Origin of the sequence: Streptomyces sp., from assembly GCF_036524955.1 — a bacterium.
Taxonomy (GTDB): domain Bacteria; phylum Actinomycetota; class Actinomycetes; order Streptomycetales; family Streptomycetaceae; genus Actinacidiphila.
Window position 1 is genome coordinate 1 of sequence record NZ_DATDBG010000012.1, and the last position, 15,312, is coordinate 15,312.

16 protein-coding genes are annotated in these 15,312 nt (G+C 73.7%); 5 read left to right on the forward strand and 11 right to left on the reverse strand.

Annotation, left to right across the window (positions count from 1 at the left end):
* Window positions 1-272: 272 nt before the first annotated feature.
* Window positions 273-1,484, reverse strand: coding sequence for an aminotransferase class I/II-fold pyridoxal phosphate-dependent enzyme (locus VIW71_RS00835; RefSeq protein WP_331619824.1), 1,212 nt, complete (start codon window positions 1,482-1,484; stop codon window positions 273-275).
* 409 nt (window positions 1,485-1,893) lie between these two features.
* On the opposite strand from VIW71_RS00835, the gene VIW71_RS00840 reads away from it, so the two are divergent.
* The gene (locus VIW71_RS00840; RefSeq protein WP_331619825.1) at window positions 1,894-3,354 is read left to right on the forward strand and encodes a bifunctional phosphatase PAP2/diacylglycerol kinase family protein; all 1,461 of its coding nucleotides are present in this window, start codon (window positions 1,894-1,896) and stop codon (window positions 3,352-3,354) included.
* Window positions 3,355-3,623: 269 nt separating this feature from the next.
* Here VIW71_RS00840 and VIW71_RS00845 read toward each other — a convergent pair whose 3' ends face one another.
* A complete protein-coding gene (locus VIW71_RS00845; RefSeq protein WP_331619826.1) occupies window positions 3,624-4,046 on the reverse strand; it encodes an SseB family protein in 423 nt (140 codons plus the stop codon).
* A gap of 396 nt (window positions 4,047-4,442) precedes the next feature.
* Here VIW71_RS00845 and VIW71_RS00850 point away from each other — a divergent pair, with 396 nt between their 5' ends.
* The 3 genes from VIW71_RS00850 (at window position 4,443) to VIW71_RS00860 (ending at window position 6,021) form a co-directional block, all read left to right on the forward strand.
* The gene (locus VIW71_RS00850; protein ID WP_331619827.1) at window positions 4,443-5,084 is read left to right on the forward strand and encodes a hypothetical protein; all 642 of its coding nucleotides are present in this window, start codon (window positions 4,443-4,445) and stop codon (window positions 5,082-5,084) included.
* 10 nt (window positions 5,085-5,094) lie between these two features.
* The gene (locus VIW71_RS00855) at window positions 5,095-5,520 is read left to right on the forward strand and encodes an ankyrin repeat domain-containing protein (RefSeq protein ID WP_331619829.1); all 426 of its coding nucleotides are present in this window, start codon (window positions 5,095-5,097) and stop codon (window positions 5,518-5,520) included.
* Window positions 5,521-5,841: 321 nt separating this feature from the next.
* On the forward strand, window positions 5,842-6,021 hold the full coding sequence (locus VIW71_RS00860; protein ID WP_331619831.1) for a hypothetical protein: 180 nt from the start codon (window positions 5,842-5,844) through the stop codon (window positions 6,019-6,021).
* A 140-nt stretch (window positions 6,022-6,161) separates the two neighbouring features.
* On the opposite strand, the gene alc is transcribed toward VIW71_RS00860, so the two are convergent.
* From alc to VIW71_RS00880, 4 genes are all read right to left on the reverse strand, one after another.
* Window positions 6,162-7,295 (reverse strand): allantoicase, encoded by a 1,134-nt coding sequence (alc, locus tag VIW71_RS00865; protein WP_331619832.1) that lies wholly within the window; start codon window positions 7,293-7,295, stop codon window positions 6,162-6,164.
* A 162-nt stretch (window positions 7,296-7,457) separates the two neighbouring features.
* Window positions 7,458-8,381, reverse strand: coding sequence for a LysR substrate-binding domain-containing protein (locus VIW71_RS00870; protein ID WP_331619833.1), 924 nt, complete (start codon window positions 8,379-8,381; stop codon window positions 7,458-7,460).
* 142 nt (window positions 8,382-8,523) lie between these two features.
* Window positions 8,524-9,471: a TIGR03560 family F420-dependent LLM class oxidoreductase gene (locus tag VIW71_RS00875; protein WP_331619834.1), complete on the reverse strand. Its 948-nt coding sequence runs from the start codon at window positions 9,469-9,471 to the stop codon at window positions 8,524-8,526.
* A 19-nt stretch (window positions 9,472-9,490) separates the two neighbouring features.
* On the reverse strand, window positions 9,491-9,868 hold the full coding sequence (locus VIW71_RS00880; RefSeq protein ID WP_331619835.1) for a nuclear transport factor 2 family protein: 378 nt from the start codon (window positions 9,866-9,868) through the stop codon (window positions 9,491-9,493).
* A 288-nt stretch (window positions 9,869-10,156) separates the two neighbouring features.
* Between VIW71_RS00880 and VIW71_RS00885 the strand changes: the two genes are divergently transcribed.
* A complete protein-coding gene (locus VIW71_RS00885) occupies window positions 10,157-10,780 on the forward strand; it encodes a DUF4291 domain-containing protein (protein ID WP_331619837.1) in 624 nt (207 codons plus the stop codon).
* Window positions 10,781-10,981: 201 nt separating this feature from the next.
* Here the strand turns inward: VIW71_RS00885 and VIW71_RS00890 are convergent, their stop codons facing one another.
* The 5 genes from VIW71_RS00890 to VIW71_RS00910 all read right to left on the reverse strand — a co-directional run bounded on the left by VIW71_RS00890 (window position 10,982) and on the right by VIW71_RS00910 (window position 14,893).
* Window positions 10,982-11,761, reverse strand: coding sequence for a L,D-transpeptidase family protein (locus VIW71_RS00890; protein WP_331619838.1), 780 nt, complete (start codon window positions 11,759-11,761; stop codon window positions 10,982-10,984).
* A 199-nt stretch (window positions 11,762-11,960) separates the two neighbouring features.
* A complete protein-coding gene (locus VIW71_RS00895; protein WP_331619839.1) occupies window positions 11,961-12,707 on the reverse strand; it encodes an alpha/beta fold hydrolase in 747 nt (248 codons plus the stop codon).
* A 136-nt stretch (window positions 12,708-12,843) separates the two neighbouring features.
* Window positions 12,844-13,572 carry an SRPBCC family protein gene (locus VIW71_RS00900; RefSeq protein WP_331619840.1) on the reverse strand — a complete coding sequence of 243 codons (729 nt, stop codon included), beginning with the start codon at window positions 13,570-13,572 and terminating at the stop codon, window positions 12,844-12,846.
* A 54-nt stretch (window positions 13,573-13,626) separates the two neighbouring features.
* On the reverse strand, window positions 13,627-14,172 hold the full coding sequence (locus tag VIW71_RS00905; protein WP_331619841.1) for a dihydrofolate reductase family protein: 546 nt from the start codon (window positions 14,170-14,172) through the stop codon (window positions 13,627-13,629).
* 61 nt (window positions 14,173-14,233) lie between these two features.
* Complete coding sequence (locus VIW71_RS00910; protein ID WP_331619843.1) at window positions 14,234-14,893, reverse strand: ArsR/SmtB family transcription factor; 660 nt, start codon at window positions 14,891-14,893, stop codon at window positions 14,234-14,236.
* Between the last annotated feature and the right edge of the window lie 419 nt (window positions 14,894-15,312).

Below are 15,312 nucleotides of genomic sequence, written 5' to 3' on the forward strand. Positions count from 1 at the left end.
GACGAGGCGCGGTGGGCGGGGACTATCCGGCCGCAGGCCGGTCCCCGGCCACGGCCCCGTTCGCCGCCGGTCGGCTGGTCCCCACGCCGTCCCCGGCCGACCGGCCGTGCGCTGCCGAGGTACGAGACGGCTCGGCGAACCCGCGGGTGCCGGCCGGCGGGGCGGGCGGGTGGGGCGTGGTCGGGGCGAGAGGGGGCTCCGTGGGGTGGGTCATCTGGGCTCCTTCGCGGACGCGGCTCGCTCGCGGCAACCGGAGATCTCCCGAAGGTAAGTCAGGCGCCGCGGGGCCGCGATCCCGTGCCGGCCGCGTCGCCGACCCCGCCGGAGCGGGGGAGGGCGGCGAACGCCGAGGTCAGGGCGGCGAGCCTGGCGGCTGTGTGGGGGACGGCGAGCGGATCGGCGGCGGCCAGCGCCGTACGCCGTTCGGTTTCGGTGGCACCGTGCAGCGGGCCCGTGTCGACGCGGACCCGCGGCTCGTGCGGGTCGTCACCGAAGCGGTGGCCGCCGAGCACGGGCCGGCCGAGCACGGCGGTGAGGTACTCCTCGACGGCCGCCGCGTCGAGGTCGTGGGTGCGCACCGTGGGATAGAGCTGGAAACCGGCCTTCGGCGGGCGGCACAGCGCACCCGCCTGGGTGACCGCGCGGTACGCGGCGGCGGCGATCCGCGCGTGGAGCCGGTTCGCGGCGGCGGCGTGCTCGGTGACGTCGACCGGTTCGCCCAGCACGTACGCGGTGGCGGCGGCGACCGGCGCGGGCAGTACGGCGCGCAGCGCGGCCAGCACGCCCGCCGTCCGGTCCCGCCAGGACGTGCCGTGCCCGGTGCCGGGGAAGCGGGCCAGGGCGGCCGGCACGGTGGCCGGGACGAGGGTCGCGCCGAGGTCGGTGAGGACCACCGTGTGGTCCGGCAGCATCTCGGCCGGGCTGAGCAGCACCGTGTCGTGGTGGTGCAGGGTGTCGCTGTACGTCTCGTCGGAGACGATCAGCAGACCCGCCTCGGCCGCGGCCTCGCACGTCTCGTGCAGCAGCTCGGGCGCGGTGACCGTACCGCTGGGGTCGTCCACCGCGCCCAGCACCAGCAGTCGCGGCTCGCCGCCGTCCGCGCGGGCCCGCCGTACCGTCTCCAGGAGCGCGAACGGATCAGGCACTCCCCCGCCCTCCGCCGCGGTGGGCGCGGTGTGCGCGCGCCGGCCGAGCAGCCCCGCCAGCGGGGTCTGCCAGGCGGCGCACGGCCGGGCGAGAACGAGGTCGCCGTCCACCGCGGCCAGCAGCGCCAGCAGCAGCACCTCGGCGCCCGGCGCGGCCAGTACGTGGCGTGCGTCGCCGGCCAGCCCGCGCCGCCCCCAGTACCCGCAGGCGGCCTCCAGCAGGAACGGTCCGCCACCGGGCGGTTCCGCGCCCGCACGGGCGGTCAGGTGGGCCTCCCAGTAGGGCGGCACCGGCAGCCCTGGGTCGGGCCTGACGTCGTAGGGCAGGGCGAGCCGCATTCCGCACCTCCGCTGCGTGGACCTCTCTCACGTGGACCTCTCTCAGGTAGAGGCCTTCCCCGCCCACGATCCACCCCCGCACGCCGTCCCGCACCAGCGGCCGGTTGCGGTCTCCTGCCCCGGGCGCCGATCGGCGGCTCGACCCCGGCCGCCTCGCCGACGTCACCCGGATGCGCGGGTGCGTCTCGACGGCGGCGGTCATGCCGTCGTGCGAGCGGCCCGTGCCCGGTTCGGTGCCCTCCTCCTGGCCGGGCGGCCGGCCCGGCTCGTCCAGGACCCGCGCGCCACGCGGCCCCCGCCATCGGCAGCCGCACAGCCCTCGGGCGTCCCGCACGACTCCCTGGAGCCCGCTCACCCCGCGGAGCGTACGGCGGGCGTGCCGCGACTCACCGAGGGTAAACGGAGCGTCATGACGTATCGCTGGAAGAACTGGGACCGTGCGATGTTCGCCCAGGTCGCCGACCGGCACTGGCCGGGCGCCGAGCCCGTGCTGCCGCGGCTGAGCCGCGCTGCCGACCACGGGCGGCTGTGGTTCGCGGTGGCCGCCGGCATGGCGGCCACCGGAGGCCGGGGCGGGCGGCGGGCCGCCGTGCGCGGCCTGGGCTCACTCGCACTGGCCTCACTGACGGTGAACGTGGTCGGCAAGGGCGCCGTACGGCGGACCCGGCCGATCCTCGGCACCGTCCCGGTGATACGGCGGCTGCACCGGCAGCCGGTCACCTCCTCCTTCCCCTCCGGCCACTCCGCGTCGGCTGCCGCCTTCGCCGCGGGCGCGGCGACGGAGTCGGGCGCCTGGGGCACGGCACTCGCCCCGGTCGCCGCGAGCGTGGCCTTCTCCCGCGTCTACACCGGAGTGCACTACCCGAGCGACGTGGTGGTGGGCTGCGCGCTGGGAATAGGGGCGGCGCTGGCCGTACGGGCGCTGCTCCCGCCGGCCGATCGGCAGCCGGAGCCGGGGCCCGCGGTCCGGGCTCCGGCTCCGCGCGACGGCGAGGGCCTGCACGTGGTGGTCAACGCGGCGTCCGGCCCGCCGGTGCTGCTGACCTCGCCGGCCGACCGGATCCGGGCCGCTCTCCCGCAGGCCGAGGTGGTCGAGCGCACCGAGGACGACGATCTCACCGAGTTGCTGGAGAAGGCCGCCGAGTCAGCGGTGGAGCAGGGCGGGGCACTCGGGGTGTGCGGCGGGGACGGCACGGTCTCCCGAGCCGCCTCGGTCGCGCTCCGGCACGGCCTGCCGCTGGCGGTCTTCCCCGGCGGCACCCGTAACCACTTCGCGCTCGACCTCGGCCTGACCTCGATCGAGGACACCGCGACGGCCGTACAGTCCGGCCGGGCCACCGCCGTGGACGTGGCGCGCCGCACCGACCTCGCCGACGGCACCTCGGCGATCTTCCTGAACACCTTCAGCATCGGCTCGTACCCCGATCTGGTCCGGATCCGCGAACGCTGGTCCCGGCGGGTCGGCAGCTGGCCGGCCAGCGTGCTGGCCGCCGTCCACGTCCTGCGGACCTGCTCGCCGGTCGCCATCGAGGTCAACGGCCGACCGCGTTCGGTGTGGCTGCTCTTCGCCGGGAACTGCCGCTACTCGAGCTGGGGCCTGGCGCCGGTGCGGCGGCGCGACCTGTCCGACGGCGTCCTCGACGTCCGCATCGTCGACGGCGGCCCCTTCGCCCGCACCCGCCTCCTCGGCGCGGCGCTGACCGGCGTCCTCACCGGCTCCCCGGTCTACACGACAACGACCGTCTCCCGCCTCCGCGTCCGCGTCCCCAGCGAAGGCGTCCGCCTCGCCTACGACGGCGAGGTCGCCCCCGCCCCCGGCGGCCTCCTCCTGGACAAGATCCCGCGCGGCCTGACCGTCTACCGAGGCTGAGCGGCCCCGGCGGCCGCAACGAACGCACCCGCCCGGCGCCCGGTGCCTTCCGGGACGCCGGGCGGGGTCATCGTTCGCCACGACCCCCGCGGCCGCCCTCACGCTCAGGGCTCGGAGCCACCACCCCCGGTGATTGTGCGTGATCCGCGGGGCGGGGCCGGGTGGTCCGGCCGGAGCTCCGGGCGCGCCCGTCCCCGCCGCCGGGACGAGTGGGCGCCCGGCGGACGGGGGCGGGCTCCGGCCCGCACTGGTGGCGCGACCCGCAGGGGTCAGTTGCCGCCGACCAGGCCGGCCAGGGCGCGGACACCCTCACCGGAGATGCTGAGGGCGTCGGGGCTGCCCGTGTCGATGGAGAGGATGAGGTCGTCGGAGGGCCAGGCGCCGCTGAGGGCGGCGAGCTGGACCAGACGGTAGCGGCTGGTGGTCGGGAGTGCCTCGGCCATCCGGGTCTCGGAGGTGAAGACCGGGACGAGCTGGCGGCCGTCCTCCTGTTCGTAGACCGGGAGCTGGATCTCCCGGGGCAGCTCGGCGCCGCTGACACCCTCCGGGTACTCGTCGGCGGCCGGCACCGGGAGCAGCACCTCGCTCACCGCGAGGGTGCTCAGCGCGACGACGTTCTCGCTTCCGTGGGCGATCTCGTGGAGTGCGCGCTGCGCGGGGGGCAGGGCACCGTCGGGGTTGATGTCGGTCATCGCTTCTGGTTCCTCTCGCCGCGTTGGCCTCTCTGGCTGCTGAACCCCGCGCGTACCCCGGGTGGCGTGGAGCATGCGGTCGGGCGGCGAAATCCCCGCACCGGCCCGGTCACCGGGTCCGGTAACCGGACCACCGGGCTGCCCGGCTGCCCGGCTGCCCGGCTGCCCGGCTGCCCGAAGCGTCACCGTACGAGCAGCAAAGGCGCAGGCCGCGTGAAGCTTTCTTGCCCGACCACCGCCCGGTGGGGGCCGGTTCGGCGTCGTCACCGGGGACCGCGATCTCGTACGGCAGTTGGTGGTCTGGCCGCCGCTCGGCTGAGGACGTACCGTCCTGACTGAGGGGTGATGCTCATGTCAGGTCGAGTGTTACGCGCGTTGTGCGTGACAAGTGGGGCATTGGCGTTGGTCACCGGCTGCTCGCTGGGCACGCACACGCACGTCCCGGCCACCGCGCCGACGGTCTCCGCCTCTGCCCTGCCCCCCGTCGGCAGCATCGAGCACCCCCGACCTGTGGAGTGCGTCGACGGCATGTCCGACCGCCTTGCGAACGGCAGCCCGCCACCCGCCTGGGCCGCCCCACCCACCAGGTACTCGAGAGCCTCCGGCCCGACCACGCCCACCGGCGCCCCCTCCACCGGCCCTTCAGCGGCGGCCGGGAGCGATGTGACGGTCGGCCCGCTGACCTGGAAGGGTCTGGGCACGCTGGCCACCGGCCGGCAGACCACCTACGGCATCCAGAACTCCGACGGCTGGCACTACCGGATCGGCCCCGACATCCGGTCCGGAGCGGTGGTCACCGTCGTCATCGGCACCGAGCAACGCGCCCGCGCCGGGCTGGAGTACGGCGGCGGTTACGGCACCAGCCCGGCTCCGGCCGTCACCTTCCACGGTTGTGCGGGCTCCACCACCACCTTCCCCGGCGGTTTCTTCGTCGCGGGGAACGGCCGCGCCTGCGTCCCGGTGGACGTGCGGATCGGCGACGGTGCCCCGAGACGGGTGATGATCTCCTTCTTCAACGGTGACTGCCCTTCTGTTTAGGGTGGGCTCCATGACCGAACCCACGCCCGATTCCGCATCCGCCAACGACCCGGCGCACGACCCCGAGGTCCTCCAGCTCGCCGCCCAGGTCTTCGGCCTCGCCCGGCAGGGCGACACCGCCAAGCTCGCCGCCTACGTCGACGCCGGCGTGCCCGCCGACCTCACCAACGACCGCGGCGACACCCTCCTCATGCTCGCCGCTTACCACGGCCACGCGGAGACCGTACGGTCCCTGCTCCACCGCGGCGCGGAACCGGACCGGGCCAACGACCGCGGCCAGACACCGCTGGCCGGAGCAGTCTTCAAGGGCGAGCAGGACGTGATCAGCGCCCTCCTGGACGGCGGCGCCAACCCCGCCGCCGGTACGCCCTCCGCCATCGACACGGCCCGCATGTTCGGCAAGGAGGAGTTGCTGGCGCGGTTCGGAGCGCAGTGACAGCTCCCGGGGAGGCTGACGCCCGAGCTCCTGGAGTGGGCGGCCGAGGCACGAGGCCGCCCGCGCAGGGAGCGAGCAGGAAGACCGACCACGACACTGACCCCGAGCACAGGGCAGGACCCGGGGCCCGGGTGCAGGCCGGGGCCGGCGCCGCCTGGCCCGGTGGAGCGCCGGGCGTGCCCGCCTCCGTGGCGGCGGTGCTCGGAGGGGCCGGCCCGGGCGGCTGGACATCCACCCCGCTCACGCACAGCGTGCTCAACCAGACGACCGGCGGTGTCTGGCGGTGTACCGGTGCGGGCGGCAGCGCGGTGCTCAAGCTGTGTGTCACCGGAATACTGCTGGCTCGCCCCGCTGATGCTCACCCGGCTCGCCTCCGGCACTCCCGTCGGCTCTGCCTCCTACGACGTCGGCGGGGACGACGCCACGGTCCTGCCGCGTCGCATCGGCCTGTTCGGGCACCTGGTCTCCTGGTCGGAGCAGATCCTGGGCCCTCGGGCCTGACACCGGTGCCCGCCCCGCCAGCCCATCGCCTCAGAGCGGCAGCATCTGCCGGACCCGGAACCCCCGCGGCCCACCGCTCCCGCCGACCTGCCTCCTCCGCACGCCACGCCGCTTCCCAGCCGGCGCCGCAGCCGCCCCGCTCAGCTGATCGCTGCTATTCGCTCGGCCAGCCGCGCGGTGCCGCCTTCCGTCAGGGAGCCGTAGAGGCGCAGCCGGGAAATGCCGCCGTCCGGGAAGATGTCGATCCGGGCGTGGGTGGCGGGGACGGGGTTGACCAGAAAGCGGTGGACGGTGTCCGGCTGAAGGCGGACTCGGGGGACGAGTGGGACCCATTCCCCGTCGGCGCCATCACGGGCCCAGAGGGCCGCCCAGCCCGCCGAGTTGCCCTTGAGATAGGCCGTGTCGATTTCCACGGCTCGGATCGTGCCCTGGTCGACGAGTCGGTAACGGATCCAGTCGTGGCCGGTGTCGCGGCGGCGGCGGGTCTCCCAGCCGTCGTTCATCTGCCGGGAGCGGCCCGGAAGGATGGTGTGCTCCGGCGGCGAGTAGAAGCGGTCGGACGCGTCCTCCACCGTGCCGCCGTTCTCCAGCGCGACCAGGTCGAAGGTGCCCAGTTCGCTGAGCCAGCCCGGGTCGGGGGCCACGTCCCCGTACACCCGCAGTCGGGCGACGCCGCCGTCCGGGTACTGCCGCAACCGCAGGTGGGTGAAGCGCCGCTCGACGTGGACCGCGAAGGCGTTCTCCGCGTGCCCGCCGACCGGGGTGCGCGGGATCAGCTCCGTCCACTCCACCCCGGCGTCGAGCAGGTCCTCGGGCGCGGCCGACAGAGAGTGGGCGGTGGCTTCGACGGAGACGGCCTGGGGGTAGTTCCCGCGGAAGTGGGCGGTGTCGACGACTATGCCGCGGATGACCCCGGGAACTCCGAGCCGTACCAGCGCCGAGTCGTTGTCCGCCGGGTCAGGATGCGGGACCTGCGCGGACACGCCGCGCCGCCGCCGCGTCTCCCAGCCGTCCATCACTTTGCCCTTGTGACCGAAGTGCTCGGGGTTGAAGACGGCAGGTTCCGGCACCAGCAGATTCTCGCGTTGGGCGAAGAACTCGTCGTTCGCCGCGATCACTCCGGCGCCCAGCCTCCGGTCGGCGAGGTCCACCAGCCCTGCGAAAGGCAGTTCGGCCTTGCGGTAGTCCGCGTACGGGTGCCCTCCGCCATAGGGCAGTGCGTCCCCCGCGAAAGAGGTCAGCGCGGTGAAGCTCTCGTGTTCCGTAGTCGTCATGACCTCATTCCACCTCATTCCCCTCTCCTGCCGCGCCCTCGCGCGCGCCCACGGTGTCCTGTACCGCACCGTTGTGTCGCCCCGCCGCCTCGTCTCGTGTCATGCCTCTACTCTCACCTCCCCCGACCCTTCACGTCCATCGATACTTTCTGAATCGATCTTTCAGCTGACCTGAACAAGCGGGTCGAGTTCCGCCGCCTCCCGCAGCGCCCCCAACGTCCTCCGCAGCAGGGGCGCGTCCTCGGCTCCGCCGCGCACCGCCCCCACGATCCGCCGAAGCGGCCGGTCGGCGTCCAGCGGCCTGACGGCGACCTCGCGACGCAGCCCGCCCGCGGTGGCCATCCGCGGCACGAGCGCGATCCCCATACCGGCCGCGACCAGGGAGAAGATGGCCGGCCAGTCCACGGCGGCGTGCGTCTGCTCGGGGACGAACCCGGCGTCGGCGCAGGCCGCCAGGGTGATCTGGCGCCACGGCCCGCGACGGCCGAAGATCCATGGTTCCTCGGCGAGTTGGGCCAGCCGCAGCCCCGGCACGCCCGCGAGCGGATGCCCGGTCGGCAGTGCGACGTCCAGCGGGTCGGTGAGCAGCGGAAAGAGGACGAATCGAGGATCGCGGGCGGTCGGGGCGTCCACCGCGAGCGACAGCGCCAGGTCGACTTCGCCCGCGGCCAGTTCCTCGTACGCCTCGGCGGCCTCGGTCTCCCGGACGGAGAGCGTGATTCCGGGCACGGAGCGGCGCAGCAGCGTGGCGGCCGGGACGACCAGGCGGTGGATGGCGGTCGCGATGGTGCCGATCCGGACGACGCCGACCTCGCCCCGCGCGTAGCCGTCGAGTTCGGCGCCGGCCCGTTCCAACTGGGCGAAGACGACCTCGGCGTGGCGCAGCAGTACGTGGGCGGCGCCGGTCAGCCGTACGCCGCGCCCGCGCGCCTCGGTCACCGGGGCGCCTATCTGCTTTGAGAGCGCGGCGAGTTGCTGCGACACCGCGGACGGCGTCGTGCGCAGCGCCGCTGCGGTGGCGGTCACCGTGCCCGTGTCGTGCAGCACGCGGAGGACGTGCAGCTTCCGTAGGTCCCACTCTTTCATGCAGTCAGTCTAAACAGTCAGTGGCCAATGGCCCGGGTCCGTGTCGGGCCCCGCAGCCGAACCGGGCGACCCGCAGCCGGTACGAGCGCCCCGTGGCGCCCCGCCCGCGCCGTGGGGTGCGGCTCCCCCGGCGCGACGGGCATCAGACCGGAATGCTCACCGCCGGCACCCGGTACGCGTCGATGTACGCCACCTTCGACACCGTCTGGGGCTCCCGGTTGAGGTCCCTGATGGCCGGGGCCGCCTGGGTGAGGGTCTTCAGGACGCCCGGGGTCCAGGGGCCGCCCGGCACCAGGACCACGTGGTCGATGCCGAGGTCGGCGAGGTGGCGGCAGTGGGCGACGAGTTCGTCCGCCGTCTCCTCGGGGCGCAGCCGGGTGCTGGCCGAGACGTCGATCTCGGAGACCGGCCGGCCGAGCTTGCGGCAGTGCAGGGCCAGGATGTCGAGCTTGCGGCGGAGCGTGGCGCCGCCGTGCGGCACGTCCAGCAGGTTGCACGCGTCGGCGTACTTGGCGACCAGCGGCAGCATGCGGGCCTCGCCGTTGCCGGCGATGAGCACCGGCGGGCGCGGGGCGCTGAGCGGCAGCGGGCTGGCGTACGGGCGGGCGAGTTCGGTGTGCGCGCCGAGGAACGGGCTGTCGTCGCCCGCCCACATTCGGCGGGCCAGCCGCAACAGGTCCTCCATCCGTTCGAACCGCTCGGGCAGTTCGGGCATCGGCAGGCCCATCGCGGCGGCCTCGTGCTCGGCGTACCCGGCGCCGACGCCGAGCCAGGCCCGGCCCCCGGAGAGCACGTCGAGGGTGGTGACGGCTTTCACGATCAGGCCGGGAGCGCGGTACGTGACGGGGCTGGCCATCGCGCCGAGCCGTACCCGTTCACTGCGCGAGGCAAGGAAGCCGAGGGTGGTGTACGCCTCCAGCATAGCCTCGCCGGGGGAGCCGGCCGGGTCTGCCTGGAGCAGGTGGTCGGCGACCCACACCGTGTCGATGCCGATGTCGTCGGCAGTCCTCACGACGCGATCCAGTTGTGCGGCCGAACCCCGCGGCCCCTCGGGCCACGCGTGGTGGGCGACATTGATGCTGATACGCATGGTCTACGCCTCCGGTCCCTCAGCGTCCGCCGGTCGGGCTGAGGTGGACGGCCGCCAGCTTCCAGGCGCCGTCTTCCTCAACGATCATCTGGGTGACGCGGAAGCTGCCGTCCGCGTCGCGCCCGTCGTAGATGCTCTGCTGTGCCTGCACGCCCACCGCGACGGCGGCCCGTCCGTACTGCCGGGTCGTCACCTCGTCCCAGGTGAACGCGTCGTGGATGAGCGCCCCGGAGGCGTACCGGTCGAGCCACTGCTTCTTGTCCAGCACGAAGCCGCGAGGCCCTACGGCGGTGAAGTCGTCGGTCAGCAGCGCGTCGAGCGCCGCGACGTCCCCGCGCCGCTCGGCCTCGGCCCAGCCTCGCGCGAACGCGGTGAGCCGTTCCTCGTCGTGGTCCATGCCTTGCCTTCCTCACGGTTCCGGCTTCACGCCTCCGGGTTCTCATTCAGGGTCCCGGAACCGGCCCCGCACGGCATCGACCGGCAGTATGTCCTTGCCGTACTCCCTCGGTCATCGCGCGCCACGACCGCCTGTACTCCTGCGGGAGTAAGGCCCGGGGCGGGCCTCCCGGGGCGGCGTCCCGGCGGAGTGCGGGGCCGTGGAACGGCGGCGGGGACCGCAGGTCGCCCGACTCCCGTCCGTCAATTCGCTGGCCACGGTCCGCGCCGTGACGGCAGGGTGTACGCCATGGAGGAACCCGCCCGCCGCATCCGTGCCCTGCACACCCCGGCCACGGTCACCGTCTACCAGGCCTACGCACCCGCGATCGGCGTGCCCGCGGCCCGCGACGGCCGCTTCCCCGCCGCCTGGAGCCGGGCCAGGATGACGTGGGTCAAACCGTCGTTCCTGTGGATGATGTACCGCTGCGGCTGGGCTGCGAAGCCGGACCAGGAGACCGTCCTGGCCGTCGAGATCAGCCGGTCGGGCTTCGACTGGGCGCTGCGCCACGCCTGCCTGTCCCAGTACGTGGTCGGCGTGCACGCCGACCACGGGACGTGGCGGCAGCAGCTCAGGGTCGCGCCGACGCGCGTCCAGTGGGATCCCGAACGCGACCTGGGCCTGCGCCCGTTGCCCCACCGCTCGCTCCAACTCGGCCTGTCCGGGGAGGCGGTGCGCCGGTACGCGGACGAGTGGATCGTCGGCATCCGCGACGTGACCACGCTCGCCCGGGAGATCCACGGCCTTGTCCGTGCCGGCCGCACCGGGGAGGCCGCCGCGCTGCTCCCCGAGGAGCGGGTGTACCAGGTCGCGGGCGGGCTGCCGGGCCAGTTGGTGGGGCGGGAGGCCGTCGGCGGTCAGTGCGAACCGTAGCCGTGGAGGAGAGCGGACACCCCCGGGACGCCGACGACGGTGAACCGCCGCCTCGGCCGCCCGGTCACGCCGGCGGGAGTCCGTGAAGGCGGCGCCGCCGGCCGGCTGAACCGGGACCCAGGGCACACGGCCGGCTGAACCGGGGCCCAGAGCGGCGGCGACCCCCGCGCGTACGTCGCAGGGCAGACCCGACAGGTGGCGTCAGGTGGAGAGGGAGGCCCGGTCGCCCATGACGATGACGGGGTGGGCGGTGGGATGGAGGGTGTGGAGGAGGTCGACCATGTGGGAGGCGGAGACGCTGACGCAGCCGTGTGTGGGGCCGCCGTGGTCGACGTGGACCCAGATGCCGCCGCCCCGGCCGGCGCCGAGGGGCTGGGAGCCGTCCAGCGGTGAGGTGCCGGCCACGCGGTTGTAGTCGATGGCGATGACGTAGTCGAACGCGTCGTCAAGCGGCTCGCCCGCGAAGCCCACACCGCCCACCAGGAACCTGGACGAGTGGTGGTAGGGCAGCTTCGCACCGGGGTCGGGTTCGAACCCACCCGCGTCGCTGAGCGTGAACACGCCGATCGGGCTGCGCAGATCACCCGCGTGGTGGGTGCGGGTCCAGCCGCGCAGGGCGTTGTGCGCGGGCCACGTCGAACCGGGGCGCCAGCGCCCGTCATCGGTACGGGACCACAATGTGACGACGGTACTGGCGGAGTTCTTCGCCGCGCCGGCGGCGACCAGCACCTGGCGGCTGGCGGCCGGGATCGCGGCGCGGGTCTTCGGGCCGAGACCCGGGATGACCGTGGGCAACGCGTCGCGAACGCTACCGTGCCTGCCCGCCGGAGCCGCCCCCCTGCTCACGGCTTCCCGCGCGCTCTGTTCGGCGCCCCGGGCGTTCACCGGCCCACCGGACCGGCTGACGACCAGGTATGCCGCGCCGAGTACGACCAGCCCCACCACGCCCGCGGCCGCCACCGTCGTCCAGCGTCGCCGCACGGCAGGACGAAGCCTTCGGTGCCGGCGTCGGCCACGGCTTTCGGTGGTTTCACGGTCGGCGGGCGCGCCGGGAGGAGCGGTAGTCATCCCCCCGATCCTTGCAAACTCGAACCCGCCACACCGCAATTAGCTACCGTTTCGCCCCGTTTTGCCCCATACATTCCTCTCTCGATACCACCGTCCGGGTTATCACCGCCCTTCAGCCGACGCCCACCCCACCCCGGTCCAGCCCCCGCAGCAGCGCCTCCGCCAGTTCGCGGGGGCGGCTGAGGGCCACCAGGTGGCCGCCCGGAACCTCTTCGACGTCGAGGCCGAGGCGCTCGTGGGCTTGGCGGCGCTGGAAGTCGAGAGGGAAGAAGCGGTCTTCGCGGGACTGGAGGACGCGGGTGGGGACGTCGGGCCATGCGGCGAGGGGCCAGGGCTGGGTGAAGACGCCGGCGGGCGGGCCGGCCGGAGGGTGGGCGAAGGCCGCGTCCGTCACGTCGTCGGGCACGTCGTGGAAGAAGTCGGTGCGCGGGTCGAACTCCGCGGCCGTGCCGTGGCGGCCGATCGCGGCGGCGTACTCCGCCCGCGCCTCGGCCTGCCCGGTGTCGGCCCACCAGTCCCCCGCGGTCTCGCCGGGCGCCGGGATCATCGCGTTGACGAGGATCAGCCGGTCCACCGGCAGCCGCGTGCAGACCAGGGGCGCGGAGAACCCGGCGAGCGACTGGGCGACGACGATCAGCGGCCGGTCGCCCGGGCCCCCGGAAGACGCCGCGTCCCCGCTTCCGTCCGTCTCCCGGACCGCCCCCGCGATCGCGTCCGCGAAGTCGTCCAGATCGGACGCGTCGTGCGACGGCAGGTCGAGCGTCACCACCCGGTGTCCCCGGGCCCGCAGCTCCGGTACCACCAGGTGCCAGTACCAGGCCGAGCCGTCAGCGCCTGGGACCAGGACGTACGTGGCCATGTCACTCACCTCCGGGCCTGCGGACAGGCGTCACCGGACTCCGGGTGGTCAGCACGCTCTCCCTGCCGTTGTGCCGGTTTCCACGGAGGCCCGCCTCCCCGGCCTGACGCGGGGAAAACCGGACCGCACGCGAGGGCTACGCGTAGACCCGCTCCAGCCATTGCGTCCACTCCGTGCCGATCCGCTCCGCGTCGGCGGCGGGGGCGAAGTCGTGGACGGAGACGCCGACCGTCGCGCCGAAGCGGTTACGGCCGAAGACGCGGTACATCGCCTGGTCGGTGCGCAGGCCGATGAAGTACGGGTTGCGGTAGTCCAGCACGGCCACCGGGTCGTCCGCACCGGGAAGCCGGACGCTGACGGTGTCGCCCACGGCGGCCTGTGGGGCGAGGCCGAGCGCGCGGCCGGCCACCTCCAGGGCATCGGGGGCGCCCGCCGCCGTGGGGCCGTCCACGGTCGCGAAGGTCACCGGGCGGCCGGCGAAGTGCAGCAGGTACTGCCGCAGCGTGTGCAGGTAGAAGTCGGTGTGCTTGTCGGCGCCGTCGTACTGATTCTCCCAGTCGTCGACGAAGATCCCGCTGTGCACGTACCGCACCCACGAGCCGCCGCCCTCCCGCGGTCCGATGAGGTGCTCGAGCTGGTTGAAGGTCTGCTGCGGCACCCCCTCGGGACTGTCGGCGCGGCTGATGAACCGGCGCGGCGGCTCCCAGACGGTGACGGTACTGCCGAAGGGTCCGGCGCCGCCTTCCTTGGGTTCGAACTCCATCGGCCACAGCCATCCGCCTGTGCCCGTGGTGACCGCCTCCCACACCTCCTCGGGGGTGGCCTCCACCTCGAACTCGCGGACGATCTCGAACTCCTTGCCCATGGTCGTTCAGTGACTCCTTCGTATGACGGAACGGACGGAGAGGGGGACAGCGGGTCAGCCGCGCCGCGGCGCGTAGACAACGTGGTGCACGCCGGACCCGAACATCTCGGACTTCACCACGCTGAGCGGGGTGGTGGGCAGGCCGTCCTGGAACAGCCGCTTGCCGTGCCCGACGACCACCGGGTCGACCAGCAACTCGATCTCGTCCACCAGACCCTGCCCGAGCAGCCACTGCACGAGCGTCGCGCTGCCCATGACGGTGATGTCGCCGCCTGCCTCCTCCTTGAGCGCGCGGATCGTGTCGGCCGGGTCCACGGCGATGATCGTGGAGTTGTTCCACTCGGCCTTTTCCAGGGTCGTGGAGACGACGTACTTCGCGACCCCGTTCATGTGGTCGGCGCCCGGCGCGTCCGGCATCGCGGGCCACGCCGCGGCGAAGCCCTCGTACGTCCTGCGCCCCAGCAGCAGCGCGTCGGACCCGGCCATCTGCCCCGCGACCGTGCGGGTCATGTCGTCGTCGAAATACGGTCCGTGCCACTCGTTGGGCGCCTCCATGACACCGTCGGCGGTCAGGAACTCGCTGACGATCAGCTTCCTCATGGCGATTCCTCGACTTTCGTGCTGCGGGGGTGTTCGGGCTTTCGGGGTGCCGTGCTGTTCTTCACGGATGCGGGGTCGTCACGGATGCGGGGTCGTCACGGCCCGCGCCTTCCACGGGCTTCTGCTCCTCCCCCGCCGCCGGCTTCACGGTCGGGTGCAGGGCGACGACGATCCGGTGCGGGCGACCGCCGTCGGCGTCCTGGTCGTGGTACTTGGCGACCAGCGCGCTCACGCCACGGGTCAGTTCCTCGACGAACGCGGCCCGGTCGGCCGCGGAAGCGAACCGCACCTCGCCGTCGAGCGCGTAGGTGGCGACCCGCTGCCGTGCCCGGTCCGCCCCGGTGATCAGCGTCCCGACGTCCCGGACCAGCCGGGCCGCGACCGCCAGCAGCCACCGCGCGGACAGCTGGTCCCGGAACCGCGCCGGGTCGGGCTCCACGGCGGCCAGCGCCATGGGCGAGATGACGTACGAAGCCGCCGTCGCCCGCATCAGCCGCTCGGTGACGTTGCCTTTCCTGCGCTCGCCCGACAGCTCGACCAGGCCGTGCTTCTCCAGCGCCTTCAGGTGATAGTTGACCTTCTGCCGCGGCAGCCCCACCCGTGCGGCCAGCATCGTCGCCGACGCGGGCCCGGCGGCGAGTTCGGCCAGCAGCCGGGACCGTATCGGATCCAGCGAGACGGCTGCCGCCTCCGAGTCCTCGATCACGCTCACGTCCAACATGCCTCCACCCTCTCACCGAACACTTTTTTTGTCCAGAGCAATTCTATTGTCGGTTAGGGGGGTCCGGCAGGTGGTGAGTGGCGAAGGCGCGGGGCCCGGCAGGGCGGGGGCGGGGCCGGTGGGACCGTGGGCCAGTGAGCGGGCGAAGCCTCCGGGGCACGGCGGGCGGAGGGCCGGCGGGAAGCACCCGCAGACCCGGCGAGGCGGCTCGCCCGTAGGACCAGCCGTAGGACCAGGGACCGGTGAGCGGGACGGCGGGGCGGGGTCGCTCAGTCAGCCGGACGGCAGGTTTCAGCGCGTCGACGGGGACGGTGAGCCGGCGGAACCGGCGGCCGGGCCGGGACAGCGAGGCGGCAGGTTCATGATCTGCAGGGCGGCGAGACCGCGGGGCCGGTCAGACGGCGGGACGGGAGTGCCGC